General features: G+C 69.0%; 21 protein-coding genes and 1 pseudogene. 10 read left to right on the forward strand and 12 right to left on the reverse strand.

Translation table 11 applies throughout. The features are described from left to right. Positions 1-231: 231 nt before the first annotated feature. Positions 232-729, reverse strand: coding sequence for a transcription elongation factor GreA (gene greA / locus ACWDEX_RS35515; protein ID WP_450468589.1), 498 nt, complete (start codon positions 727-729; stop codon positions 232-234). A gap of 169 nt (positions 730-898) precedes the next feature. Beyond that, entirely contained in the window at positions 899-1,297 is a 399-nt protein-coding gene (locus ACWDEX_RS35520) for a DUF4307 domain-containing protein (protein WP_450468590.1), read from the reverse strand. A 156-nt stretch (positions 1,298-1,453) separates the two neighbouring features. Between ACWDEX_RS35520 and mca the strand changes: the two genes are divergently transcribed. Both mca and ACWDEX_RS35530 read left to right on the forward strand, forming a co-directional pair. Continuing rightward, a complete protein-coding gene (mca, locus tag ACWDEX_RS35525; protein WP_450468591.1) occupies positions 1,454-2,332 on the forward strand; it encodes a mycothiol conjugate amidase Mca in 879 nt (292 codons plus the stop codon). 6 nt (positions 2,333-2,338) lie between these two features. Continuing rightward, positions 2,339-2,599, forward strand: coding sequence for a hypothetical protein (locus tag ACWDEX_RS35530; RefSeq protein WP_450468592.1), 261 nt, complete (start codon positions 2,339-2,341; stop codon positions 2,597-2,599). 89 nt (positions 2,600-2,688) lie between these two features. On the opposite strand, the gene ACWDEX_RS35535 is transcribed toward ACWDEX_RS35530, so the two are convergent. After that, positions 2,689-5,886 carry a tetratricopeptide repeat protein gene (locus ACWDEX_RS35535; protein WP_450468593.1) on the reverse strand — a complete coding sequence of 1,066 codons (3,198 nt, stop codon included), beginning with the start codon at positions 5,884-5,886 and terminating at the stop codon, positions 2,689-2,691. Between the two features lie 96 nt (positions 5,887-5,982). Beyond that, complete coding sequence (locus ACWDEX_RS35540) at positions 5,983-6,402, reverse strand: hypothetical protein (protein WP_450468594.1); 420 nt, start codon at positions 6,400-6,402, stop codon at positions 5,983-5,985. A 92-nt stretch (positions 6,403-6,494) separates the two neighbouring features. Between ACWDEX_RS35540 and ACWDEX_RS35545 the strand changes: the two genes are divergently transcribed. Then, positions 6,495-7,079, forward strand: a complete 585-nt coding sequence (locus tag ACWDEX_RS35545; protein ID WP_450468595.1) for an ArsR/SmtB family transcription factor — start codon at positions 6,495-6,497, stop codon at positions 7,077-7,079. Positions 7,080-7,290: 211 nt separating this feature from the next. Here ACWDEX_RS35545 and ACWDEX_RS35550 read toward each other — a convergent pair whose 3' ends face one another. After that, a complete protein-coding gene (locus tag ACWDEX_RS35550) occupies positions 7,291-8,601 on the reverse strand; it encodes a hypothetical protein (RefSeq protein ID WP_450468596.1) in 1,311 nt (436 codons plus the stop codon). Between the two features lie 252 nt (positions 8,602-8,853). Here ACWDEX_RS35550 and ACWDEX_RS35555 point away from each other — a divergent pair, with 252 nt between their 5' ends. Then, complete coding sequence (locus tag ACWDEX_RS35555; protein WP_450468597.1) at positions 8,854-10,917, forward strand: thioredoxin domain-containing protein; 2,064 nt, start codon at positions 8,854-8,856, stop codon at positions 10,915-10,917. Positions 10,918-10,948: 31 nt separating this feature from the next. Here the strand turns inward: ACWDEX_RS35555 and ACWDEX_RS35560 are convergent, their stop codons facing one another. From ACWDEX_RS35560 to trhA, 4 genes and pseudogenes are all read right to left on the reverse strand, one after another. Then, positions 10,949-11,680 (reverse strand): Mut7-C RNAse domain-containing protein, encoded by a 732-nt coding sequence (locus tag ACWDEX_RS35560; RefSeq protein ID WP_450468598.1) that lies wholly within the window; start codon positions 11,678-11,680, stop codon positions 10,949-10,951. Between the two features lie 25 nt (positions 11,681-11,705). Beyond that, the gene (locus ACWDEX_RS35565) at positions 11,706-12,365 is read right to left on the reverse strand and encodes a TetR/AcrR family transcriptional regulator (protein ID WP_450468599.1); all 660 of its coding nucleotides are present in this window, start codon (positions 12,363-12,365) and stop codon (positions 11,706-11,708) included. Further along, positions 12,362-13,527 (reverse strand): annotated as a pseudogene (locus tag ACWDEX_RS35570) (MFS transporter); the annotation flags it as partial. The pseudogene ACWDEX_RS35570 and the gene ACWDEX_RS35565, both read right to left, overlap by 4 nt. 149 nt (positions 13,528-13,676) lie before the next feature. Beyond that, positions 13,677-14,390: a PAQR family membrane homeostasis protein TrhA gene (gene trhA / locus ACWDEX_RS35575; RefSeq protein ID WP_450468600.1), complete on the reverse strand. Its 714-nt coding sequence runs from the start codon at positions 14,388-14,390 to the stop codon at positions 13,677-13,679. A 311-nt stretch (positions 14,391-14,701) separates the two neighbouring features. On the opposite strand from trhA, the gene ACWDEX_RS35580 reads away from it, so the two are divergent. From ACWDEX_RS35580 to rfbD, 6 genes are all read left to right on the forward strand, one after another. Continuing rightward, positions 14,702-16,534, forward strand: coding sequence for a phosphoenolpyruvate carboxykinase (GTP) (locus ACWDEX_RS35580; RefSeq protein ID WP_450468601.1), 1,833 nt, complete (start codon positions 14,702-14,704; stop codon positions 16,532-16,534). A 213-nt stretch (positions 16,535-16,747) separates the two neighbouring features. Further along, positions 16,748-17,680: a glucose-1-phosphate thymidylyltransferase RfbA gene (rfbA, locus tag ACWDEX_RS35585; RefSeq protein WP_450468602.1), complete on the forward strand. Its 933-nt coding sequence runs from the start codon at positions 16,748-16,750 to the stop codon at positions 17,678-17,680. A 77-nt stretch (positions 17,681-17,757) separates the two neighbouring features. Next, on the forward strand, positions 17,758-18,357 hold the full coding sequence (locus ACWDEX_RS35590) for a dTDP-4-dehydrorhamnose 3,5-epimerase family protein (protein WP_450468603.1): 600 nt from the start codon (positions 17,758-17,760) through the stop codon (positions 18,355-18,357). A gap of 263 nt (positions 18,358-18,620) precedes the next feature. Further along, positions 18,621-19,310 carry a hypothetical protein gene (locus tag ACWDEX_RS35595; protein WP_450468604.1) on the forward strand — a complete coding sequence of 230 codons (690 nt, stop codon included), beginning with the start codon at positions 18,621-18,623 and terminating at the stop codon, positions 19,308-19,310. A gap of 147 nt (positions 19,311-19,457) precedes the next feature. Then, positions 19,458-20,432, forward strand: a complete 975-nt coding sequence (rfbB, locus tag ACWDEX_RS35600; RefSeq protein ID WP_450468605.1) for a dTDP-glucose 4,6-dehydratase — start codon at positions 19,458-19,460, stop codon at positions 20,430-20,432. After that, on the forward strand, positions 20,429-21,343 hold the full coding sequence (gene rfbD / locus ACWDEX_RS35605) for a dTDP-4-dehydrorhamnose reductase (RefSeq protein ID WP_450468606.1): 915 nt from the start codon (positions 20,429-20,431) through the stop codon (positions 21,341-21,343). The genes rfbB and rfbD overlap by 4 nt, the downstream gene beginning before the upstream one ends. Positions 21,344-21,361: 18 nt before the next feature. On the opposite strand, the gene ACWDEX_RS35610 is transcribed toward rfbD, so the two are convergent. From ACWDEX_RS35610 to ACWDEX_RS35620, 3 genes are all read right to left on the reverse strand, one after another. Beyond that, positions 21,362-22,630, reverse strand: coding sequence for a glycosyltransferase (locus ACWDEX_RS35610; protein WP_450468607.1), 1,269 nt, complete (start codon positions 22,628-22,630; stop codon positions 21,362-21,364). Next, positions 22,627-23,097 carry a tetratricopeptide repeat protein gene (locus ACWDEX_RS35615; protein ID WP_450468608.1) on the reverse strand — a complete coding sequence of 157 codons (471 nt, stop codon included), beginning with the start codon at positions 23,095-23,097 and terminating at the stop codon, positions 22,627-22,629. The genes ACWDEX_RS35610 and ACWDEX_RS35615 overlap by 4 nt, the downstream gene beginning before the upstream one ends. 330 nt (positions 23,098-23,427) lie before the next feature. After that, positions 23,428-24,023: hypothetical protein (locus tag ACWDEX_RS35620; RefSeq protein ID WP_450468609.1), on the reverse strand; the 596-nt coding region annotated here is incomplete at its 5' end.

The raw sequence follows: 24,023 nt of genomic DNA on the forward strand, positions 1-24,023 counted from the left end.
GCCGACGACCGCCCCCGCCGCGTCTGTCCTTGCGGATCTCGAACTCCATCGCACCCCTTGAGCTGGGGTGTTGCGACGACCACTAGAACTCAAGGCGAAATGGAGGGGGCTTTTCCCGTGTCGCCGGGAGTCTCCCGGGTCGTCTCCGGCCCGCGGGATGCCTGCCAGGGTGTGACGATGCCCTCGGCGCAGCGAGGGCGCCGAGGGCATCGTCGAAGGCGTCGTGACGGTTCAGCCCTGGTAGGGCTCCGCCTTCAGGATCTTCACCATGGCCTTCTTGCCGTTCGGCAATTCGTAGTCGGCGTCCTCGCCGACCTTCTTGCCGTTCACGCCCGTGCCCAGGGGGGACTGCGGCGAGTAGGTCTCGATGTCCGAGCTGGCGTACTCGCGGGACGCGAGCAGGAAGGTCAGGGTGTCGTCCTCGTCACCGTCGAAGGCGATGGTGACGACCATGCCGGGTGCCACCACGCCGTCGGCCGCAGGAGCCTCACCCACCTTGGCGTTCTCCAGGAGCTGGGTCAGCTGGCGCACACGGAGCTCCTGCTTGCCCTGCTCCTCCTTGGCCGCGTGGTACCCGCCGTTCTCACGCAGGTCGCCCTCCTCACGCGCAGCCGCGATCTTGGCGGCGATCTCCGAGCGCGCAGGACCAGAAAGGTACTCCAGCTCGGCCTTGAGCTGGTTGTACGCCTCCTGGGTCAGCCAGGTGACGTTCTCGCTGGTCTGGGTCACAGGTGCTCCTCGTCGGTACTTGGAATACAAAGCATCGCCCTACCCAGAAGAATGTTCCTTCACGGGTGGGCGAAACCACGAGCCTAACAATTCAGCGGCAGAAGGGGGAGGACATAAGCCACAAGAATTACGTCAGAGCAGGTCAGGGTCGTACGTGACAAGAATGACGTCAGTCCGCGTGGCAGCCGAGCAGCTCCGCCGTGGTACCCGGGGCCGTCGTACGCAGCGTGACGACCTTGTCGATGCGGCTGGTGTGCCCGTCGAACCGGAAGTCCGCGCGGCCCACCTCGGCGCCGTTCGCCGCCTGGGAGCGCAGGGTGCAGTAGCCGGAGGTGCCCGCGTCCTTGCGTACCTCCAAGTGGGCCTTGACCACGTTCGGTGAGGTCTCGAAGGTGATGACCTCGGCGCTGATCTTGCTTTGCCCGACATAGTGGTACGCGAACCAGCCGACGAGGGCGAGCAGAGCCACCCCCAGCACACTGCCGACGATCTTGAGCGTGCGGTCGGCGCGCGCGTCCGCGGAGCGCCCGTAGCGACCCTCGGGCAGCCGCGTACTCGCCGTCGTCATGATCGTCCTCTCGGCAGGGGCGGGACGGGCGTGTCCCGAAGGGGGCGCCCGGGGACCGGGCCCGGAATTTTTCGCACCCCGATTCGGTCACTATAGAAGCCGCCCAATGCACCGAATCACACCGGGCGTCGTTGCCGACTTACTGAGGATCGAGTCTTGACTGACCAACTGCGACTGATGGCCGTGCACGCTCACCCCGACGACGAGTCGAGCAAGGGCGCGGCCACCATGGCGAAGTACGTGTCCGAGGGGGTGGACGTGCTGGTGGTGACCTGCACGGGCGGAGAACGCGGCTCCATCCTCAACCCCAAGCTTCAGGGTGACAAGTACGTCGAGGAGCACATCCACGAGGTGCGCAAGAAGGAGATGGACGAGGCCCGGGAGATCCTGGGCGTGAAGCAGGAGTGGCTCGGCTTCGTCGACTCCGGCCTGCCGGAGGGCGACCCGCTGCCCCCGCTCCCCGAGGGCTGCTTCGCGCTGGAGGACGTCGACAAGGCGGCCGGCGAGCTGGTCCGCAAGATTCGCGCGTTCCGCCCGCAGGCGATCACCACCTACGACGAGAACGGCGGTTATCCGCACCCCGACCACATCATGACCCACAAGATCTCGATGGTGGCGTTCGAGGGGGCGGCGGACACCGAGAAGTACCCGGAGGTGGAGTTCGGCCTGGCGTGGCAGCCGCTGAAGCTCTACTACAACCAGGGCTTCAACCGTCCGCGCACCGAGGCGCTGCACAACGCGATGCTCGAGCGGGGTCTGGAGTCGCCCTACGGGGACTGGCTGAAGCGATGGGACGAGTTCGAGCGCACCGAGCGCACGCTGACCACTCACATCCCGTGCGCGGACTTCTTCGAGATCCGCGACAAGGCGCTGATCGCGCACGCCACGCAGATCGACCCCGACGGCGGCTGGTTCCGTGTCCCGATGGAGCTGCAGAAGGAGGTCTGGCCGACCGAGGAGTACGAGCTGGCGAAGTCGCTCGTGGACACCTCGCTGCCGGAGGACGACCTCTTTGCAGGCATCCGCATCTCCTGAGAGACAATGCCTGACATGAGCGCAAGCGTGAGCCTGGCAGTGACGTCTCTGGTCCCCCTCGCCGAGGTGGATCAGAACAAGGTCACCCCTGGTGTCCTCGGCTTCATCATCTTCGCTGTGATGGCCGTGGCGGTGTGGGGGCTGATGAAGTCCATGAGCAAGCACATGCGGAAGGTTGACTTCCAGGAGGACGCCGGCTCCGGCGAGGAGGCCGGGAAGAAGGGTTCGGGTGCGCCCGGGAGCGCGCCCAGGCCCCAGCGCGGCTGAGGGCTGCCCCGGCGGGGCGGCACCCGTGACGGGTGCTGCCCCGCTCGTTGGTGTGCCGTCTGCCGGGAGCGCCTGAGAACGGTGGCCGGTCAGCTTCGGGCCACCACCACCCCCATCACCTCCCGGGCGTGCCGTACCGGCACCATCCCCAGCCGCCAGGCCTGCCAGCCGTCCTCCAGGCTCACGCCCCGCTCCAGTAGCAGCCGATATGCCCCCAGGTAGTCGTCCAGCTTCTCGTCCCTCGTCGGATGGCTCGTGCGGGCCAGCTGGGCCAGTTCCTCCTGGGCCACCGCCGTGCCCACCTCCGTGCCGCCCGGGGAGGCATAGGGCAGGAGGGTGCAGCGCAGGAAGCGGGCCCACTCCTCGCCCCTGCGGTCGCCGTACGACGTGAACAGGTCCACCGCCTCGTCGCACAGCGCCAGCGCCTGCTGGGTGCGGGCGTTTCCCGCGTCCACCACCGCCAGCTCCAGGCACGTCCAGGCCTGGCCGTGCGCCACGCCGATGCGCTGGAAGTCGGCCGTCGCGTCCACCAGGAGCTGGCGGGCGAAGCCGGAGTTACGCAACGAGCCTGTGCGCGCCGCCCGTTGGTCCCGGGTCACACGGCCCGAATGATGGCGAGCGCAGGCCAGGCCGTACGCGTCGCGCATCCTGGAGAACATCGTGCGGGAGCGTTCCAGCTCGCGCACCGCCTGGTCCAGGTCACCCGTGTCCTCCAGGGCCTGGCCCAGGTAGTAGACCGTCCAGGCCTCGCCCCGGGCGTCCTCGTTCTCGCGGTGGCGCCCGGCCGCCTGGCGCAGGGCGTCGGCCGCCATGGACGCGTCACCGGCGACCAGGCGGGTACGCGCCAGCTGGGTCAGTGCCCAGGCCTCGCCACGCGCGTCGCGGGTACGGGTGTACAGGTCCAGCGCCGTACGCAGTTCGGTCTCCGCACGCGGTATGTCGCCCATGCGCAGGGCGAGCTGGCCCAGCTGGAAATGGGCCCAGGCCTCACCGTGTACCGACTCGTTCTCCCGGTGCAGGACCAGGGCGTCGGTGAGCAGGTCCAGCGCCTGGGCCAGCCGCGCACGGTCGCGCTGCACCGCCGCCAGCGCGTGCATCGTCCATGCGCGGTCCGCCGCCAGCTCGGGGGAGCTCTGGAGGTCCATCGCCTCCTGGAGCCTGGCCGCCGCCTCGGTGAGGTTGCCCTGGTGGTGCAGGGTGATCCCGAGGGAACACAGCGCCCTGGCCGCGCCCGCGTCCTGGTGCGCCTCCAGGTAGAGGTCCACCACCGAGGCCAGCGTCGTCCGCGCCTTGTCCAGCTCGCCCAGCTGGCGGGCCGCGATGCCCGTACGCCACTGCACCGATCGCATCAGCAGGCCCTGGTCGACGGCCTGTGTCAGCTCGCTGATCTCGCCCAGTCGGTAGAGGTCGCCGCGCAGCAGGCAGTAGTCGCACAGGGCGCCCAGGAGGTTCAGTACCGCCGACTGGTCGACGCCCTCCGTGTGCCGCAGCGCGGCGGTGATGAAGCTGGACTCGTCGTCCAGCCAGCGCAGCGCCGCGTCCAGGGAGGTGAAGCCGTGCGGGCCGAAGCGGTCCGAGCGCGTGGACATGTTGCCGTCCACCAGGCGCAGCACCGAGTCCGCCAGTTCCGCGTAGTTCACGATCAGACGCTCGTGCGCCGCCGTGCGCGCGGCCGGCTCCTCCTCGTCCGCGAGCCGGGCCTGGGCGAAGGCACGGACGAGATCGTGCAGTCGATAGCGGCTGCCGCGCACATGGTCGATCAGGCCCGCGCGGGCCAGCGTCCGCAGATGCCGGGTCGCCTCCTGCTCGTCCGTGGCCAGCAGGGCCGCCGCGGCGGCCGCCCCCAGCGACGTCCGCCCCGCCAGCGCGAGCCGGCGCAGCAGGCACCGGGCCGCTTCGGGCATGTCCGTGTAGCGCAGCCACAGGGCGCGCTCCACGGGATCCACCGGGCCGTACGCACCGAGGTCGGTGGCCAGTTGGCTCGAGGTGCGCGGACCGAGGGACGAGCCCGCCACGCGCAGGGCGAGCGGCAGGCCGCCGCACAACTGGCGGGTGCGGTCGGCGGACTCCGCGTCGTACGGCCCCGAGTCGTCCTGGGCCGCCGCATTGAGCAGTTCCTCCGCGCCCGCCGCGTCCAGCGCCTCGACCGGGAGCTGGTGCACCCGCGCGGGCAGGTCCCCAGGAAGCTCGAGGGGTTCCCGGGCGGTGACGAGGACGAGGCTCTCGGAGCGCTCGGGCACGAGGGCGCGGATCTGTTCGGGGTCCGAGGCGTCGTCGAGCACGATCGTGACCGCAAGGCCGGTCAGGTGCTGGTGGTACAGCTCGCTCAGCCGCTTGACGTGCTGGTCCGATGCCGAGCGCTCGCGGAACAGGAGCTGCTCGCGGGGCGCGCCGAGTCGGTTGAGCAGATGGAGCAGGGCGTCGCGCGTGGACAGCGGGGGTTCCTCAGCGCTGTTGCCGCGCAGGTCCACTACGCACGCCCCGCGGAACTGGTCCCTGAGGTCGTGTGCGGCCCGGATCGCGAGCGTCGTGCGCCCCGAGCCCGGTGAGCCGTAAAGGACGACCACGGTCGGTTCGGTCTCTGCGCTCGCGCGGGCCGCCTGTACCCATTGCCGGATCCGCCCCAGCTCCTGCCGTCTCCCCGCGAACAGGTCGTCGGGAGCGGGGAGGTGGCCGAAGGACTGCTCCAGTACGGTGCGCCTGCGGGCCGCCGCGCTCTTGTCGGTGCGGCGCAGCCGGGGTGGGGTCCTCTTCTGGGCCGAGGAGGAGGTGATCACCCGCTGCTGGTCGAGGAAGGGGCGGATGCCGCGCACCTCCAGGGCGGTCAGCCACTGCAGGCGCAGTTGTTCGGGGCCACCGGGCTGACCGAGCGCGCCGGCCCGTCGGCTGGCCGCCGGCAGATGGGAGGCGGCCACCTTCACCACAGTGGCGGCGGCGCCCATGACACCGACCGTGCCTCCCGCGCCGAGTGCCGTTCCCGTGCCCGTACCCAGCGCGAGGTCCGCCACGCAGGCGGTGACAGCGGCAACCGCCGCCACCAGCAGGGGAGTTCCGGAACCCTCTTGCGCATACCGTTGCCCGAAGGTCAGCCGGCCGGCCTCCGCTTCGTCGAGGGCGTGGGTGTACGCCTTGTACTCTTCCTCGGCCGTCTGCGCCATGGCGTCGAGCGCTCCGCGTGCCCGCGACAAAAGCGTGGCCCCGTCGGTGCGGCCGCCCGAGCGGCGCACCTCCTCCTCCACGGCCCGTGCCAGTAGCTGCTCAGCCTCCGCCCGATGACCGTCCCGCATTTCACGTCCCCCCTCCGGCATCAACTCCGTTTTCCTGCAGTGCCGTTGGAGAGGGGAGCAAGTACGAGGAGGCCGACGATCACGGCGCCGCCGCTGTCACCCGCATCGCATGCTTCCCGCCCATTTCGACACTGCCAGGAACACACATGCCCCCGCCAAGGCCGCCTCAGCCACCGAGCGCGCGAAGGCCTGGAGAAGATCCGCCCCCGGCAGCGAGGTGGTTATGTCGAACCACGCGTCCAGTACCGCGACCGCAGCCGTCGCCGAGGCCGTCAGCCGCGCATACCCGTGACCGCGGAGTCCAAGCATCGCCGTGGCCGCGCAGCCCGCTGCCAGCAGGACGTCCAGACCTACCCACGCCACCTGCCAGTTCCGCACCTCCGGGCTGGCCGGGAGCGTGCGGGCCAGCAGGACCATCCAGGGCACGAGGCCCACGGCGGCCGCACCCAGCGCCACCAGGGTCCAGCGCCGCACGGCGGCGACGCCCGACCGGTTCTGAGTCTCGATCGTTCGCATGCCCCCACCCTAGACCGCAGAAGAATTTCTGCAAAGCAAATTCTGCAGAATTTTCTCTGCGAACCGGGCGGGTGACGGGTACCGTGGTGGTCATGCCGGAGCAAGAACTGACCAGCCTGGAGCGCACCGCGCTCTACAAGTCCCTCGGCAACCCGTTGCGCCGCCGGATCCTCGAGTACCTGGGTCGGCGCGGCGAGGCGAACTCGACAGTCCTCGCCAAGGAGCTCGGTGAGAGTTCCGGCACGACCAGCTACCACCTGCGCAAGCTCGCCGAGCAGCGCCTCATCGAAGAGATTCCTGAGAAGTCGGGCGGCCGGGAGCGCTGGTGGCGGGCTCTGCCCTTCCAGCACACTGCCCCTGACCCGGCGACGATGGCCCCCGAGGAGTACGCCGCCGCCGAACATCTGGCGAGGCTCAAGATCGACGTGGATACCGCCCTCTTCCACCGCGCCCACAAGGAGTACCGGGGCCCCGAGGGGTGGGCCCAGGTCATGCGGGCCGGCACCTGGATGACCAGGGAGGAGCTGCTGGACTTCGTGGGCGAGTACCGTGCGCTCCTGGAGCGGTACGGCCACCCGCGCGAGGGTGCCCCCGAGGGGGCGCGCCCGGTCAGCCTTCGGTTCTACGCGGTCCCCGAAACCGTGGAAGAGCGGAACGGTGAACCGACTCGGCCATGAGACGTCCCCGTACCTGCTGAGCGTCGGCCGCAGCAGCTTTCACTTTCACCGGTGTCGGTGAACTCACGAACGCAGGAGGACCTGACCTGCGTTGACAGGGTAGGCACCAGCAGTGGACACCTATCCGCGGGAGATTGACGAGAAGATCCGAGCGTGACCGTGCGGCGAGCGGCGGGGCGGGCTCACGCCCGCCCCGCCCGAACCGGCGACGTTACCGCTGCGGTGCGGCGCGTCGGCGTGCCACCAGGACGGCGCCCGCGCCGAGGATCACGGCCCCGGCAGCGGTGGCCGTGAGGGGCAGTGTCGAGCCGGAGCCGGTGTTCGCCAGGTCACCGCCGGTGGAGGAGGAGCCCGAGGTGCCCGTCGAGCCGCTGCCGCCCGTGGTGCCGTCCCCGGAACCGGACGTCGAGCCGGAACCGCCGGTGGAGGCCGTCTCGGAGCCTTCAGGCGTGGGTGTCGGGGAGCCTTCAGGGGTGGGCGTCGCGGAGCCTTCGGGAGCGGGCGTCGAGCCGCCGCCGCCCGTGGCGCCGTCACCTTCGACGTCGAGCAGGATGTCCGCCGTGTCGTTCGACTCGATCGGGTCGAAGGGCCGGTCCCCCGCGAGCGCCACCGAGCCCTTGGCCCCCGGCACCGCCTTGTTGATCTTCAGTTTGAACTCGTAGGTCTCCCCGTCGTGCTCGTTGACCCATGCGTCACGGGTGCTGCAGTCGTACGTCCCCGACCCCAGGCTCTTGCACCCGGGGGTCTTGATGACCGACGTACCGGCCGGCACCGTGACGCGGACGTGGGTCGGCGGGCCGCCCATCACCTCGTAGACCCAGCCGGGTCCGGCGTTGGTGAACTTCACCACCAGCGGGACCGTGTCGCCGACCTTGCCCTTCAGTTGGGCGCCCGTCACCTGGAAGTCGGCCGTGTTCTTGGCCGTCACCACCGCGCTCTTCCCATCCGAGCCGTAGTTCGGGGAGGAGCCCGGGGCGGCCGGGGTGTCGTCGGGCCGCTCGACCAGCTTCAGCGCGGGCCCGGTGCCCCATACCGGCTCGGAGGGGGGCACCTCCGAAACGGGTTCGTCCCTCCAGACCGTCACACTCAGCTCGTCGTACAAGGCGTGGTCGGTCGCCTTCAGGGTCAGTGTCCTTTCGGGCGCGTAGACGACACCGGGTTTCACCGTCTGGTCGAACTCGCAGAGCATGCCCGAGCCGCCCGGCAGTTCGTCGTCGGCACCGGGACCGTACTCGCCGTACGTGCAGTTGGAGGGCACTTCGGTGAGGCTGAGGCCGCGGGTGGCGTTGACCCCCATCCAGACCTTGTCGACCGCTGCGGTGCCCGTGTTGGTGAAGGAGGTCGGCACGCTGAACTCGCTGCCGGGCTTCACCCCGTCGATCGGGGCGATCTTGCTCAGCACCAGATTGGGTCCCGAGTCTGCGGCGTGGGCGGGCGCGGCACCCAGCGCCGTCAGGGCCAGGACGCCGACGGCACCGGCGGTCTGGCGGAGGGCGCGGCGGCCGGAAGAAGCGTGGTGCATGGAGTCCTCTGTGTGAAGCGGCTGATGTGGATGGCTGAACCATGGAGAACACGCGTTCCCCCAGGAGACTCCCGTCGCCGCCGAAGGGTTGCACGGGACCGGCGATCGAACCTGGGTCGCACCCCCCAGGAACGGACACAGGCCAGGCCGAGCACGCGTTCCGGCAGCAGGCGGCACGCATCCAGCGCCTGCGCCGCAGCCCTCGACGCCGTGTCTGCTGCACCCGGGGGAGGCATGGGCAAGGATGGACGTATGCCGAACCGACTCGCCCATGAGACGTCCCCGTACCTGCTCCAGCACGCCGACAACCCCGTCGACTGGTGGCCCTGGTCGGCCGGGGCCTTCGAGGAGGCGAGCCGGCGGAACGTGCCCGTCCTGCTGAGCGTCGGCTACAGCAGTTGCCACTGGTGTCATGTCATGGCCCACGAGTCCTTCGAGGACGAAGCCGTCGCCGCCTTCCAGAACGAGCACTTCGTGAGCGTCAAGGTCGACCGCGAGGAGCGGCCCGACGTCGACGCCGTCTACATGGAGGCCGTCCAGGCGGCCACCGGCCAGGGCGGCTGGCCCATGACCGTCTTCCTCACCCCGCAGGCCGAACCCTTCTATTTCGGCACGTACTTCCCGCCCGCCCCGCGCCACGGCATGCCCGGCTTCCGCCAGGTCCTCGAAGGCGTCCACCGCGCCTGGGCCGACCGCCGGGACGAGGTGACGGAGGTCGCCGGGAAGATCGTCCGTGATCTCACGGCACGCGAGATCACACACGGTGGTACACGGCCTCCCGGAGAGGAGGAGCTCGCCCAGGCCCTCCTCGGCCTCACCCGCGAGTACGACCCGCAACGCGGCGGCTTCGGCGGCGCCCCCAAGTTCCCGCCGTCCATGGTCCTGGAGTTCCTGCTGCGCCACCATGCCCGCACCGGTTCCGAGGGTGCCCTCCAGATGGCGCAGGACACCTGTGAGCGTATGGCGCGCGGCGGCATCTACGACCAGCTCGGCGGCGGTTTCGCACGCTACTCGGTCGACCGTGACTGGGTCGTGCCGCACTTCGAGAAGATGCTGTACGACAACGCGCTGCTGTGTCGTGTGTACGCCCATCTGTGGCGGGCCACCGGCTCCGAGCTCGCCCGTCGTGTGGCGCTCGAGACGGCCGACTTCATGGTGCGTGAACTGGGCACCGTCGAGGGCGGTTTCGCCTCGGCGCTCGACGCGGACAGTGAAGAGGAAGTACCGCGTGACGGCGGTGCCCCCGGAGAAGGTCCGGGGAAGCATGTCGAGGGCGCGTACTACGTATGGACGCCCCGTCGGTTGACGGAGGTCCTGGGAACCGAAGACGCCGAACTCGCCGCCCACTACTTCGGCGTCACCGAGGAAGGCACCTTCGAGCACGGCAGTTCCGTCCTCCAACTCCCGCAACAGGACGGCATGTTCGACGCCGAGAAGATCGAGTCGATCAGGTGCCGTCTCACCGAGGCACGCTCCGGCCGTCCCGCCCCCGGCCGTGACGACAAGGTGGTCGCAGCCTGGAACGGCCTCGCGATCGCCGCCCTCGCCGAGACCGGCGCGTACTTCGAGCGCCCCGATCTCGTGGACGCCGCGATCGCCGCCGCCGACCTCCTCGTACGACTGCACATGGACGAGCACGCCCGTCTCGTCCGTACGTCGAAGGACGGCCAGGTGGGCGCCAACGTGGGCGTGCTGGAGGACTACGCCGATGTGGCCGAGGGCTTCCTCGCGCTCGCCTCGGTCACCGGTGAGGGCGTCTGGCTGGAGTTCGCCGGATTGCTGCTCGACCATGTGCTCGCGCAGTTCACCGATGACAGCGGAGCGTTGTACGACACCGCCGCCGACGCGGAGAAGCTGATCCGTCGCCCCCAGGACCCCACCGACAACGCCACCCCGTCCGGTTGGACCGCCGCTGCCGGCGCGCTCCTGTCGTACGCCGCCCAGACCGGCTCCGAACCGCATCGCACGGCGGCGGAGCGGGCGTTGGGTGTCGTCAGGGCGCTCGGGCCGCGCGTGCCCCGCTTCATCGGCTGGGGCCTCGCCGTCGCGGAGGCGCTTCTCGACGGTCCGCGCGAGGTCGCGATCGTCGGTCCTTCCCTGGACGATCCCGCCACAAGCGCCTTGCACCGAACGGCACTTCTGGCCACCGCTCCGGGCGCGGTCGTGGCCGCGGGCACTCCGGAGGGTGGTGAACTGCCGCTCCTCGCCGACCGGCCGCTGGTCGAAGGTGCGGCGGCCGCGTACGTCTGCCGTCACTTCACCTGTGACGCCCCGACCACGGATCCGGATGGGCTTCGCCGGGCGCTGAGCGGCTGAGAGGTCTTGCCCCGGACGGTGTGAAGGAGCGTCAGCCGCTGCCCGTTTCCCGTGCGAGGGCGCGCTCCACGATCGCCTCCAGCTTGTCGTGGTGTGCGCCCTTCCAGTAGGCGCGACCGCACTCACGGCACTGTGCGAAGACGTCGTAGGTGCGGCGCGTGCCGTGTTCGAGCTGGTCGGCGACCTCGTCCTTGGTCGCGTCGCGGAGCAGCCCGTTGCAGGCGGTGCACCGGGTCCACGGCTTCAACTCAGGCGCGAACCGGTCGAGCACGTCCCGGAGCTGCTCCTCGGGCCGGGTGCTGTACACGAACGCGCCCGCCCACAGCTCCCGGCGGTGCAGCAGTCCGCGGTCGCGGCTGAGCATCACGCGCCGCTCGGCGGCCGAGCGGGCGGCGAGCGCCGCGTCACCGATGTCGGTGGACTCGTACGCCGTGTCCACGCCGAGCAGCCGCAGCCGCCGGGCCAGAGTGCCGAGGTGGACGTCCAGGAGGAAGCGGAGCGGGGCGCCGGGCACCTGCTGGGGGCGCTCGACGGCGCGCACCTCGACGGTCTCGCCGTCGGCCGGCACATGGGAGGTGGCCGACACGCGGCCGTCCACGACGAGCGCCCCCACCTCGGTCAGCGGCACACCCAGCGACTCGACGACATGGCCGAGCGTGGAGGCCCCGTCGGTGACGACCTTCGTGGCGTGCCCGCGCCGCCCGTGCGGGATGAAGAGCCCCAGCTCGGGGGCGAACTCGACGTGGATCTCGGGTCCGTTCACGTGGTCAGGATGGCACGGCGGCGGGTCAGGGGGCGTCGGAATTCCGCGGCTCGAGACCGTGCTCCAGTACGTCGAGCGCGCGCTGGACGTATGCGCTCATGTCTCCCTGTTGTGCGTGCTCGATCCAGTACCGGGAGGCTTCCACGAGGGCGCCGACGACGCCCATGCAGTACACACGTACCTCAAGGTCGCCCGGGTCGCGCCCGGTGCGTTCGGCGACCACCCGGCACATCGCCTGGCCGGTCGAGGCCATGCCCTCGATCATCCGGGCGCGGACCGCGGGCACCTCCGCCATCAGACGGATGCGCAGCCGCATCTCCTCGGGCGTCTCGTACTCGCCCGACGCGCTCCGCTCGATGGCGCTGTTCATCACGTACCGCAGGGACGCCAGCAGGGGCTCGTCCGCGGGGCGCGTACGCAGTTCCTCCTCCATGAGCGGGTCGTACTCGTCGGTGACGACGATGTCTTCCTTCGTGGGGAAGTACCGGAACACCGTGGAGGGGGAGACCTCGGCCGCCTCCGCGATCTGCTCGATGGTGGTGGCGTCGTACCCCTGCTCCTGGACCAGCCGGTACGTCGCCTTCCGGATCGCCATACGGGTCTTGATCTTCTTCCGCTCGCGCAGCCCCAGACGGGGTTCGTCGGCGGAAGTCGAGCGGTGTGCGGTGGCGGCCATGGTCATCATTGTCGGACATTCCCAGGGGGCACCGCTATCTCGGGGTTCTCCCCGGAACGGATCCGTACGGGTTCCCCGCTCGGCAGGAGCGCCGCGGCCAGCAGCGCGGTGATCAGCGCCGCGACGCCGCTGACCAGCAGGATCAGATTCATGCCGCGGACGAATGCGGCGTTCGTGGACGCGGCCAGGGCCCGGTCGCCGAGCTGTGCGGAGACCACATGCGCGCCGACCACCGAGTCGGAGGCGGCCCGCGCCGCCGCGTGCGGCAGTGCGGACGTGTCGAGACGGCTGGTGTATGCGCTCGCCGGCAGCGAGCCGAACAGGGCGATGCCGACGGCACTGCCCACCTGGCGGACGGTACTGATCAGCCCGGATCCGCCGCCGGCCCGGTCGGGGGGCAGCGTGCCCAGCGCGGCGTCCATGGCCGGGACCACCGCGAAACCGAACCCGAGGCCCGCGACCGACAGCCACAGCGCCGTGAAGCCGTACCCGTCGTGGACGCTCGTACGACTGCCGAGGAACCCGGCGAAGGCGAGCACGACCAGCCCGGAGCTGATCACCGCGCGCGCTCCGAACTTCGCGACGACCGGTGCCGTACCCCGTGCGGCGACCAGCAGCCCGCCCATCATCGGCAGCAACCGCACACCCGTGGCGAACGCGTCGTGTCCGAGTACGGCCTGCAGATACTGCGGCACCACGAACGTCAGTCCGGACAGCACGAACATCACGAGGGTCGCGGCCAGCGTGTTGAGCAGGAAGCCACGCCGGGTGAGCAGGGAGAGGTCCAGCATCGGGCGGACACTGCGGCGATCGCTCAGGACGAGCAGGGTGAGCAGCACGGCGGCGGCGAAGAGGCCCAGGATCAGCGGGTCGCCCCAGCCGCGGTGCGGGGCCTCGATGATCGGGAAGATCAGGCTGCCGAGCCCCGTGGCGGTGAGCGCCGTGGAGACGGTGTCGACCTTCGGGGAGGACGGGGTGGGGGTCCCCCGCTCGAACCTTGTTGAGAGTGGGGGAGGGATTCGGGGAGCAGGAAGACACAGGCGGCGATGCCGATCGCGGCCATCGGCACGTTGATCAGGAACACCGAGCCCCACCAAAAGTGGTCGAGCAGCCAGCCACCGGTGATCGGTCCGAGCGGCAGGCCGAGCGCGGAGGCGGCGGAGATGATGCCGGGGTCCCGCCGCGCATCGTCATGTTGAGTGACAGTAGCCATGAAATGCCAGTAGCTATCAAAAGCGTGAGAGTGTCAATGGCGGGTGGCTTTCGGGCAAGAAAAATGGCCACGGTTTCAGCCGTGGCCAGGAAGGAGTGGAGGCGGGTCTATGCGTGCTGGTACGCAACCAGGAAGATCCCCACGTAGTGCACGACGAACGCCGCCAGCGTGAAGGAGTGGAAGACCTCGTGGAAGCCGAACCAGCGCGGTGACGGGTTCGGGCGCTTGATGCCGTAGATGACGCCGCCCGCGCTGTAGAGCACGCCCCCGACGATGACGAGCACGAGTACGGCGATCCCGCCCGAGCGCATGAAGTCGGGGAGGAAGAAGACGGCCGCCCAGCCCATCGCGATGTAGCAGGGGGTGTAGAGCCAGCGTGGGGCGCCGACCCAGAAGACCCGGAAGACTATGCCGGCCGCCGCCGCGCCCCAGATGCCCCACAGAAGCCACTGCCCCTTCGCGCTCGGCAGGAGCAGGAGTGTCAGCGGTGTGTAGGTGCCTGCGATGATCAGGAAGATGTTCGCGTGGTCGAGCCGGCGCAGCACTCCGTCCATGCGCGGACTCCAGTTGCCGCGATGGTAGAGCGCACTGACACCGAAGAGCAGACAGGCCGTCAGGACGTAGATGCCGCAGGCGACGCGTCCACGGGTCGAGTTGGCGAGGGCGGTGAGTGTCAGGCCCGCGACGAGTACGGCGGGAAACATCCCGAGGTGCAACCAGCCGCGGAGCTTCGGCTTGACCGGATGGGGCAGCGAGAGCGCGACGGGACCGCGGCCGGCTGCCGGCGAGTCCATGGGCGCGTCGGGGACGGACGCAGTCATGCGGGGCATGGTACCTACGGGACCGTAAGTTGCGGATCAGGGGGGCCGGTTGGTAATGGCCGACCCGTCACCTGTATGCGGGAGTGGTGGAAGCCCAGGAAGATCTTCGGTCGAGGTCCACCCCGAACGCAAAGAATCGCCTGGTTACGTGGCGATCCTCACGTTGCTCAGGTGTGCGCTCCTCTGGACAGATGGGCGTTTTCGGCGGATGATCAAATGAGAGTAGTCGGCACCGGATGAGCGGCTACGAAGCATCCGGGTCGCGGCCCCCACGGGGCAATCAACAGAAAACCCCTCATCTAGGAGCAATCGTGGCGCGCGACATCGCGGCTCCCTCCACCGTCCTCACCCAGCACAAGGAACTGATCTCGTGGGTCAACGAGATCGCAGAACTGACGCAGCCGGACAGCGTGGTCTGGTGTGACGGATCCGAGGCCGAATACGAGCGCCTTTCCGAGGAGCTCGTCCGCAAGGGCACCTTCAAGAAGCTCGACCCGGTCAAGCGCCCCAACTCCTACTACGCCGCCTCGGACCCGACCGACGTCGCCCGGGTCGAGGACCGGACGTTCATCTGCTCCGAGAAGGAGGAGGACGCGGGCCCGACCAACCACTGGAAGGCCCCCGCCGAGATGCGGGAGATCTTCCAGGGCAAGGACGGGCAGGACGGCATCTTCCGTGGCTCCATGAAGGGCCGCACGATGTACGTCGTCCCGTTCTGCATGGGTCCGCTGGGCTCTCCGCTCTCCGCGCTCGGCGTCGAGATCACCGACTCCGCCTACGTCGCGGTGTCCATGCGCACCATGACGCGCATGGGGCAGGCCGTCCTGGACGAGCTCGGCGAAGACGGCTTCTTCGTGAAGGCCGTCCACACCGTGGGCGCCCCGCTGGCGGAGGGGCAGGAGGACGTCCCGTGGCCCTGCAACTCGACCAAGTACATCTCGCACTTCCCCGAGGCCCGCGAGATCTGGTCGTACGGCTCCGGCTACGGCGGCAACGCGCTGCTCGGCAAGAAGTGCTACGCCCTGCGCATCGCCTCCGTCATGGCGCGCGACGAGGGCTGGCTCGCCGAGCACATGCTGATCCTCAAGCTCACGCCCCCGCAGGGCGAGGCGAAGTACGTCGCCGCGGCCTTCCCGAGCGCGTGCGGCAAGACCAACCTCGCCATGCTGGAGCCGACGATCTCCGGCTGGACGGTCGAGACGATCGGTGACGACATCGCGTGGATGCGGTTCGGTGAGGACGGTCGGCTGTACGCGATCAACCCCGAGGCCGGCTTCTTCGGCGTCGCGCCCGGCACCGGAGAGCACACCAACGCCAACGCGATGAAGACGCTGTGGGGCAACTCGGTCTTCACCAACGTCGCCCTCACCGATGACGGCGACGTGTGGTGGGAGGGCATGACGAAGGAGACCCCGGCCCACCTCATCGACTGGAAGGGCAACGACTGGACGCCGGAGTCCGAGACCCCGGCCGCCCACCCCAACGCCCGCTTCACCACGCCCGCCTCGCAGTGCCCGATCATCGCCCCCGAGTGGGAGGACCCGAAGGGTGTGCCGATCTCGGCGATCCTCTTCGGTGGCCGCCGCGCCAGCGCGGTCCCGCTGGTGACCGAGTCCTTCGACTGGAACCACGGTGTCTTCCTCGGCGCCAACGTGGCGAGCGAGAAGACCGCCGCGGCCGAGGGCAAGGTCGGCGAGCTGCGCCGCGACCCGTTCGCCATGCTGCCCTTCTGCGGCTACAACATGGGCGACTACATGGCCCACTGGATCGACGTGGCCAAGGACAAGGACCAGTCCAAGCTGCCGAAGATCTACTACGTCAACTGGTTCCGCAAGAACGACGAGGGCAAGTTCGTCTGGCCCGGCTTCGGTGAGAACAGCCGCGTCCTGAAGTGGATCGTCGAGCGCCTGGACGGCAAGGCCGAGGGCGTCGAGACCCCGATCGGTGTTCTGCCGACCAAGCAGGCCCTGGACACGGACGGCCTGGAGCTGTCGGAGTCCGACCTGGACTTCCTGCTCACCGTCGACAAGGACGTGTGGCGCGAGGAGGCCGCACTGGTCCCCGAGCACCTCAACACCTTCGGCGACCACACGCCGAAGGAGCTGTGGGACGAGTACCGCGCGCTGGTGCGGCGCCTGGGCTGAGCTCCCCGAGAACCCCGCGGCCGGTCCGACTTGCCCTGACCTGCGATCGTCACGGCCGGCCGCGGTGACAGCACACGGACAGGGCCGGTCCCCGTACAACAGAGTACGGGGACCGGCCCTGTTTCCAGCAGGGCCTGAATCAGACATATCCCGCACATGCCGTCACCCGTGTAAAGCGGCTGTATTCACGAACAATGCATCTATCGTGATGCCATGCGCGGAATTCTGCTGGCCGGGGGCACCGGCTCGCGACTGTGGCCGTTGACCCGCTCGGTGTCGAAGCAACTGCTGCCGGTCTTCGACAAGCCCATGGTGTATTACCCGCTCTCCACGCTCGTGATGGCCGGCGTCCGGGAGATTCTGGTCATCACCAACCCCGAAGACCAGTGCCAGTTCCGCCGGTTGCTCGGCGACGGAAGCCAACTGGGTCTGCGTCTTGAATACATGGCACAAGAACGCGCTGAGGGCATTGCTCAAGCATTCGTGCTGGGGGCCGACTTCATCGAGGGTCAGTCGGTCACGCTGATCCTGGGCGACAACATCTTCCACGGGAGCGGCCTCGGCACACGGCTGGCCCGCCACGGCGATCCGAAGGGCGGCAGCGTATTCGCCTACCAGGTCGCCAACCCCTCGGCCTATGGCGTGGTGGAGTTCGACGAACTGGGTCGGGCGCTGTCCATCGAGGAGAAACCGGCCCGGCCGAGGTCCCGGTACGTCGTGCCCGGACTGTACTTCTACGACAACCACGTCGTGGACATCGCCCGCGGCCTACGGCCCAGCGCCCGGGGCGAGTTGGAGATCACCGACCTCAACCGCGTCTATCTGGAAGCCGGGGCGCTGCAGGTCACCCGGCTCGACCGGGGCACGGCATGGCTGGACACCGGAACCTTCACGTCGCTGGTTCAGGCCTCGGAATTCGTCCGGGTGGTCGAGGAGCGCCAGGGCTGCAAAGTCGGCTGTGTCGAGGAGGCGGTCTGGAGGGCCGGCCTGATCGACGACGACCGGCTCCGGGAGCTGGCCCAGCCGCTGCTCAAGAGCGGATACGGGCACTATCTGCTGGGGCTGTTGGAGGGTTCCCCACATGTAGTCCGGTTTCCTTCTCCTTTCGTATACGCAGGCAACCAATCCGGTGAAAGCCGAGCCTAAAGTCCCGTGGTGGCCGTCCCGAAGAAACGGAGGGATCAACCGGCGACAAGAGCCGAACAGGGGAAGGAAGCAGCCACGTGAGACCACTTGGCATCGAAGGGGCCTGGGTGGACACGCCCACGGTGTTCACGGACGGCAGGGGCCGATTCCACGAGTGGTTCAAGAGCGACTGGTTCCACGATTCCATCGGCCAGGGGCTCCGGCTCGAGCAGGCCAACTGCTCCCGATCCGTTCGCGGCGCTCTTCGGGGGATCCACTTCGCGTCGGTCCCGCCGGGTCAGGCCAAGTACGTGACCTGCTTCAGCGGCGCTGTCCTCGACGTGGTGGTCGATGTCCGCACCGGCTCCCCGAGCTTTGGGGCATGGGAGGCGGTGCGGCTCGACGACACGACGCACCGCTGCGTCTACCTCTCGGAAGGGCTGGGGCACGCCTTCATGGCGCTGGAGGACAACTCCACCGTCGTCTACCTGTGTTCGCAGGGATACGCGCCACGGCGCGAGCACGGGATCAACCCACTGGACCCCATGTTGGCGATTGCCTGGCCCGAACACCTCGCACCGCTCCTATCCGACAAGGACGCCGCGGCGCCCACGTTGAAGGAAGCCGAGCGCACAGGTCTGCTGCCTTCTTTCGAGGACTGCACCGCGTATCGCAGAAATATCGTGAACGGCGCCTGATTTGACCCGCTCCTGTCCGCCCGTAAAGGCAGAGGGGAGGCGCGAAGAAAGCGCATTGGGGCCGCTCGGGTGATCTTCTTCTATGACACGGACCGAATCGTAATCATTCAATCGCCGGAAGTGAAAACTGGCCCTGTTCATAGCCGAAGGCGCCGTGACACGCATGCGAATGAAACGCACCGAGTGTACGCGCTTGCGGTCCGATCCCTCCAAGTTCGTGAGGAAGATTCTCTGTGAGCCGTAGAACGTTCCGAAGTTCACGCGTGAAGTCCGCCACTCTGGTGTCGGCGGGCGCGCTTGCCGTAGCGCTCAACATCGCCCCGACCACGACGGCCATCGCCGACGCGATCCACAGGTCCAGCGGCGATGGCGCTGCGGTGCTGCCCGGCCCGAACGGCGCCGTCCGGGCCGCGGTCGGTGGTGGCCGTGACCACGGGCCGCGCGGTCAGAAGGGCGAGAAGGGCGAGAAGGGCGAGAGGGGCAGGAAGGGCGCCACCGGTGCGACGGGCGCGACGGGTGCGACCGGTGCGACGGGCGCGACGGGTGCGGGCGCGACGGGTGCGACGGGCGCCACGGGTGCGACGGGTGCGACGGGTGCGACCGGTGCGACGGGTGCGACCGGTGCGACGGGCGCGACGGGTGCGGGTGCGACGGGCGCCACGGGTGCGACGGGTGCGACGGGCGCCACGGGCGCCACGGGCGCCACGGGTGCGACGGGTGCGACGGGCACCACGGTGAGCTTCTACGTCAACACCGCTTTCGGAACTCATACGGCGACCGCCGTGTGCAACGCCGGCGATCAAACCACGGGCGGTGGCTTCTTGGGCGAGACCGGCTCGCCCTTCACCCAGAGCCAGCCGGTTGTCGTCGCTGCCGGAGTCAATGGGTGGCAGGTGACCCATGACGGCAACACCACGGTCGAAGCCTTCGTAGACTGCGTCCACATCTCGTAACTCCCACCCGAGCGGCGGCTCGGTACGGGCTGTCCGCTGCACCTGGAACGCATGACGGTGCCCCGGGGCTTCGGCCTCGCGGGCACCGTCCGCATTCCGCCTCCCTGCGGCATCAAGGAATGCGCCGACTCATGAACTCGGGGAACCATGCGCATTCTTGTCACCGGCGGTGCCGGATTCATCGGTTCGGAATACGTCCGCCGGCGTCTGACATCGGATCCGGCGGCACGGATCACCGTGCTCGACAAACTCACTTACTCGGGGGTCGAAGCCAGTCTGGCGCCGGTGGCGCAATACCCGGGCCACACCTTCGTGCGGGGCGACATCTGCGACCCGGACGTGGTCGACCAGGTGATGGCGGGCCAGGACGCGGTGGTGCACTTCGCGGCCGAGTCGCATGTGGACCGGTCGATCGACGGGGCCGCCCCTTTCGTCCGTACCAATATGATGGGCACCCAGGTGCTCCTGGACGCGGCCCACCGGCACGGCGTCGGCCGCTTCGTCCACGTGTCCACCGACGAGGTGTACGGATCGATCGGCGAAGGCTCCTGGACCGAGGCGTCACCACTGGCGCCGAACTCCCCGTACTCCGCGTCGAAGGCCGGTTCCGACCTGCTGGCACTCGCCTACCACCGCACCCACGGCCTGGACGTCGTCGTCACCCGGTGCTCCAACAACTACGGGCCGTACCAGTTCCCCGAGAAGGTCATCCCGCTCTTCATCACCCACCTGATCGACGGGAGGACGGTCCCCCTGTACGGAGACGGCCGCAACATCCGCGACTGGGTGCACGTCTTTGACCACTGCCGGGGCATCGACCTGGTCCTGAACGGCGGCAGGGCCGGGGAGGTCTACCACATCGGCGGCGGGACCGAGCTGAGCAACCACAAGCTCACCGGCCTGCTGCTGGACGCAGTCGGCGCGGACTGGGACCAGGTTGAGTACGTGGCCGACCGCAAGGGCCACGACCTGCGCTACTCGCTGGACGACAGCAAGATCCGCGAGCAGCTCGGTTACGCCCCGCAGGTGTCCTTCACGCAGGGCCTGGCCGCCACTGTCGCCTGGTACCGCGCGCACCGCTCCTGGTGGGAGCCGCTGCGGGACAGGGCCGAGCTGCGATGACCACGAGCTGGCTGGTGACCGGCGCACGCGGGCTCCTCGGCCGGGACATGCTGGTGGAGCTCGCCGCCGACCCGGACGCCGTGGTGACGGAACTGAGCCGTGACCAGCTCGACATCACCGACCCGGCAGCCGTGCACGCGGCCGTCCCCGGTTACCGAGTGGTCGTCAACTGCGCGGCGTGGACGGACGTCGACGGCGCCGAGCGAGCGGAGACGGCGGCAACCGCAGTGAACGGAACCGGGGTTCGCCACCTCGCCCGTGCCTGCGCGGACAGCGACGCAGTCCTGCTGCACGTCTCCACCGACTACGTGTTCCCGGGCGACGCCCGGCAGCCGTACCCCGAAGAGGCACCGACGGGTCCCGTCAACGCCTACGGGCGAAGCAAACTGGCGGGGGAGCGGGCCGTCGTCGAACTGCTGCCGCGCACCGGCTACATCGTGCGCACCGCCTGGCTCTACGGCGCGCACGGTTCCAACTTCGTGGCCACCATGCTCGAACTCGCCGCCCGGCGCAGGACCCTGGACGTGGTGGCCGACCAGCACGGCCAGCCGACCTGGTCCCGTGCGCTCGCCCGCCGACTGGCCGTTCTCGGCCGGGCCGCGCTGGCCGGGCGGGCACCGGCAGGCGTCTACCACGGCACGGCGACCGGTCACACCACGTGGTACGGCCTGGCGCGCGAGGCCTTCCGGCTCAGCGGCCTCGACCCGGAGCGGATCCGCCCGGTCGGCTCGGAGAGGTTTCCGCGTCCGGCCGCCCGCCCGGCGTTCGGCGTACTCGGCCACGGCAACTGGTTGCGGGCCGGACTCGTGCCCCTCCCGCGGTGGGAGGACCAGCTGACCACGGCCCTGGACACGCCCGCTTTCGCCGCTCTGGCCGCCGCGGCCCGCGAACGAGCCGCGGCCGTCGGTTGAGCTGAGGGCGAGCTGGGCCTAGACCAGCAGGACTCCGCCGCACCGCTCGGCCCCCTCCTTCATCGCGATGAGGTTGGCGACCACATAGGAGATATCGTTCTTGGAGTGCCACTCGGTCGGGAAATAGGTGACCAGCCGCGAGCTCTGGAACCTGGCCTCGATGTCGGGCATGTAGGCGCGGTACTGGTTGTCGGTGTACACCGAGAACGAGTTCTCGTTGTAGTGGGCGACGCGGGTCGGGTCCTCGTCCGCGCCGCGGCCGTCGGAGCTGGGCGTCAGGGTGAGGAGCATGCCGCCGGGTGCCAGCAGCCGGTACAGCTCGTTGAGCAACGGCACCTTCTCCGGCACGTACTCGAGGAAGTCCACCGCCCGGATCAGGCCCACCGAGCCGTCGGGCAGATCCAGCCTCCCCGGCAGGGTCGCGACGATGTCGACGCCCTTTCCGGGGCGCCGGTCCACGCCCAGGTAGCCGGGCGGCTTCCGGTCGGCCGCGCCGAGGTCCAGCGCGAGCAGTCCCCTCCTCTGGACCCATGCGAGGGCGTTGGCCTCGATGTACTTGTCGTACAGGGCGACCGTTTCGCGCTGGATGCGTGCGTTGGTCTCCGGGGCGCGCTGTGTGTTCCCGGGATGCATCCGCTGCAGGTACAGGCAGCGGGGGATGTGGTGGAAGTCGCCGACATGGAACAGACGGCACATCAGGTCCTGGTCGTCGAGCACGGTACGGGCGGCGTCGTACCCGCCGGCCTTCTCGTAGCTGCTCCTGCGGAACGCCCGCACATGGTTGGGCGCGTACCAGATGTAGGCGACGTTGTGCGGCGTCGGAGCCATGCACTTGACCTGAAGCAGCGTGCGGCCGTCGACGTTCACCTCCTCGTACCGCCATCCGCAGGCCTCGTCGAAGCGGCTGTCGTCCCGTTTCCCGTCCTCGGTGATCTGCGCGGTGTCGCTGTAGACGAAGACTGCCTCGGGGTGCTCGTCGAAGGCCTTGCCGAGTTCCGCCAGGCAGGCCTTCGCCAGGAGATCGTCGTGGTCGAGTTCCACGAGAATCTCGCCGCGCGCCAGTTCACAGGCCCTGCGCTTGGCCGCTCCCACGCCGTGGACGTCGTCCGCGATCTCCACGCGGATCCTGTCGTCGGGTCGCTCCGGCCGCCACCGGGCGCCGTTGTTGAGCAGGACGATCCACTCCCAGTCCGAACAGGTCTGCGCCTGGAGGGTCGCCAGGCACTCATCGAGGAAACGGGGACGGTGGCTGGGGGTGAAGACCGAGAACCTCGGCGTCGGTGTCATCGGGGGTTTCCTGTCCAGCTCGCCGTCGGCGAGGGACGTACGGAATCCCGGAATCTTTCCGGCACTTGAGAAAGGAGCCGGGGATCGGCCGCGACGCCGCGACGGAACTCCTCCTCGGCCTCCTCGTCGCGGCCCCTCTCCGTCAGGAGGAGCCCGAGTTGCATATGGATCGGGGCTGCTTTCGGCTGAGCGGCAGCGGCACGCTTCAGGAGTTCCACGGCTCGGTCGGGATCGCTCGACTTCAGCAGAATCGCCTCGCTGAAGAGAGCCGACATGAATGACGGATCGATCTTCAGGGCCTTGTCGTAGTCCGCGCGGGCCTCGAACCGCTTGCCGTCCTGCTGTGCGATGACCCCCAGGCCGTACCAGGCCAGCTTGTTGTGAGGATCCAGTTCCAGCACGCGCCGGTAGGTATGGGCGGCCTCGGAGGAGTCCTGGTGCTGCTGTTGCTGAAGCGCAGTCTGCAAAAGCGCGTTCGTTTCCCGGGTGTTCCGGGTGGCTGACGCACCCTTGGATTCCGGGGGCGTGGCCGAAGGGGACTGAACGGCCCAGATGGTCACGCCGGTGGCAACCGCCGCCGTTCCGGCGAGCCCTGCCCACAAACTCTTACGTTTCAATTTGTCACATCTCGCGGAATAGTGAAGGACGGTTGGATATGCGCCGACGTTACGAGGCTGTCTCTGTGACGCCGCCGTGCGGCAGGCACTTGGGGCGGGCAGACCACCCGGATGTACGCATCAAGGCTGCGGCCTTGTCATTCAGGCCGGCCGGTTTCCGGTACCGCCGTCCCGGACTCTTCATGCCCTAGCCGTTCCCCTGGCTACGAGCAGAGTGACCGTCATCCCCGTCACCGATTCGTTCATGGACACCTTGTACCGGGTGCGCAAAGCGTTCGCCTGGTCCTGGTTGATGGCGCTGAGGGGATCGGGGTCGTCGCCCTGGGTCAGCAGCCAGATGCGCTTCTCTTCCTTGAGGCACAGGAGCGGGACAGGGCACTGGGGCGGGTAAATGTCGTTGATCGCGGCTGGGGTCCTGGTCAGGAACACGTCGCGCATCTTCAGGCCACGCGGCAGGTAGTACTGCACTCCGCTGTCGAGCTTCCAGGTGTTCTCGCGGTCGTAGACGACGGCGTCGCCGGGCAGGTAGTTCTGCGCGACGACATGGGCCGCGGCCGCGTAGTCGAGGGGGACGGGGGCGTCGTGCTCGAACGGCTGCCGCATCTGTCTCTGGTCGGGCTGGGTGAGGACGGCCAGTGCCGCGAGGAGGGCCGCGGTGGCTTTCCAGGAGCTGGGGCGTGCGTCGAGCCGGGCGCTCTCCCAACTCAAGGCCGGTGAGGGGGTGGTCGCGGTCGATGCGGGCGGCGTAGGCAGCGAACATGACCTTGACGATAGGG

The sequence above is a fragment of the Streptomyces sp. NPDC001020 genome (assembly GCF_053599115.1).

Coding starts and splice junctions, on each gene's coding strand:
- ACWDEX_RS35610 (WP_450468607.1), bottom strand. CDS start 22,630: ATGACACCGACGCCGAGGTTCTCGGTCTTCACCCCCAGCCACCGTCCC.
- ACWDEX_RS35530 (WP_450468592.1), top strand. CDS start 2,339: ATGCCTGACATGAGCGCAAGCGTGAGCCTGGCAGTGACGTCTCTGGTC.
- ACWDEX_RS35540 (WP_450468594.1), bottom strand. CDS start 6,402: ATGCGAACGATCGAGACTCAGAACCGGTCGGGCGTCGCCGCCGTGCGG.
- ACWDEX_RS35545 (WP_450468595.1), top strand. CDS start 6,495: ATGCCGGAGCAAGAACTGACCAGCCTGGAGCGCACCGCGCTCTACAAG.
- trhA (WP_450468600.1), bottom strand. CDS start 14,390: ATGACTGCGTCCGTCCCCGACGCGCCCATGGACTCGCCGGCAGCCGGC.
- ACWDEX_RS35555 (WP_450468597.1), top strand. CDS start 8,854: ATGCCGAACCGACTCGCCCATGAGACGTCCCCGTACCTGCTCCAGCAC.
- ACWDEX_RS35520 (WP_450468590.1), bottom strand. CDS start 1,297: ATGACGACGGCGAGTACGCGGCTGCCCGAGGGTCGCTACGGGCGCTCC.
- rfbB (WP_450468605.1), top strand. CDS start 19,458: ATGCGCATTCTTGTCACCGGCGGTGCCGGATTCATCGGTTCGGAATAC.
- ACWDEX_RS35535 (WP_450468593.1), bottom strand. CDS start 5,886: ATGCGGGACGGTCATCGGGCGGAGGCTGAGCAGCTACTGGCACGGGCC.
- rfbA (WP_450468602.1), top strand. CDS start 16,748: ATGCGCGGAATTCTGCTGGCCGGGGGCACCGGCTCGCGACTGTGGCCG.
- ACWDEX_RS35550 (WP_450468596.1), bottom strand. CDS start 8,601: ATGCACCACGCTTCTTCCGGCCGCCGCGCCCTCCGCCAGACCGCCGGT.
- ACWDEX_RS35565 (WP_450468599.1), bottom strand. CDS start 12,365: ATGATGACCATGGCCGCCACCGCACACCGCTCGACTTCCGCCGACGAA.
- rfbD (WP_450468606.1), top strand. CDS start 20,429: ATGACCACGAGCTGGCTGGTGACCGGCGCACGCGGGCTCCTCGGCCGG.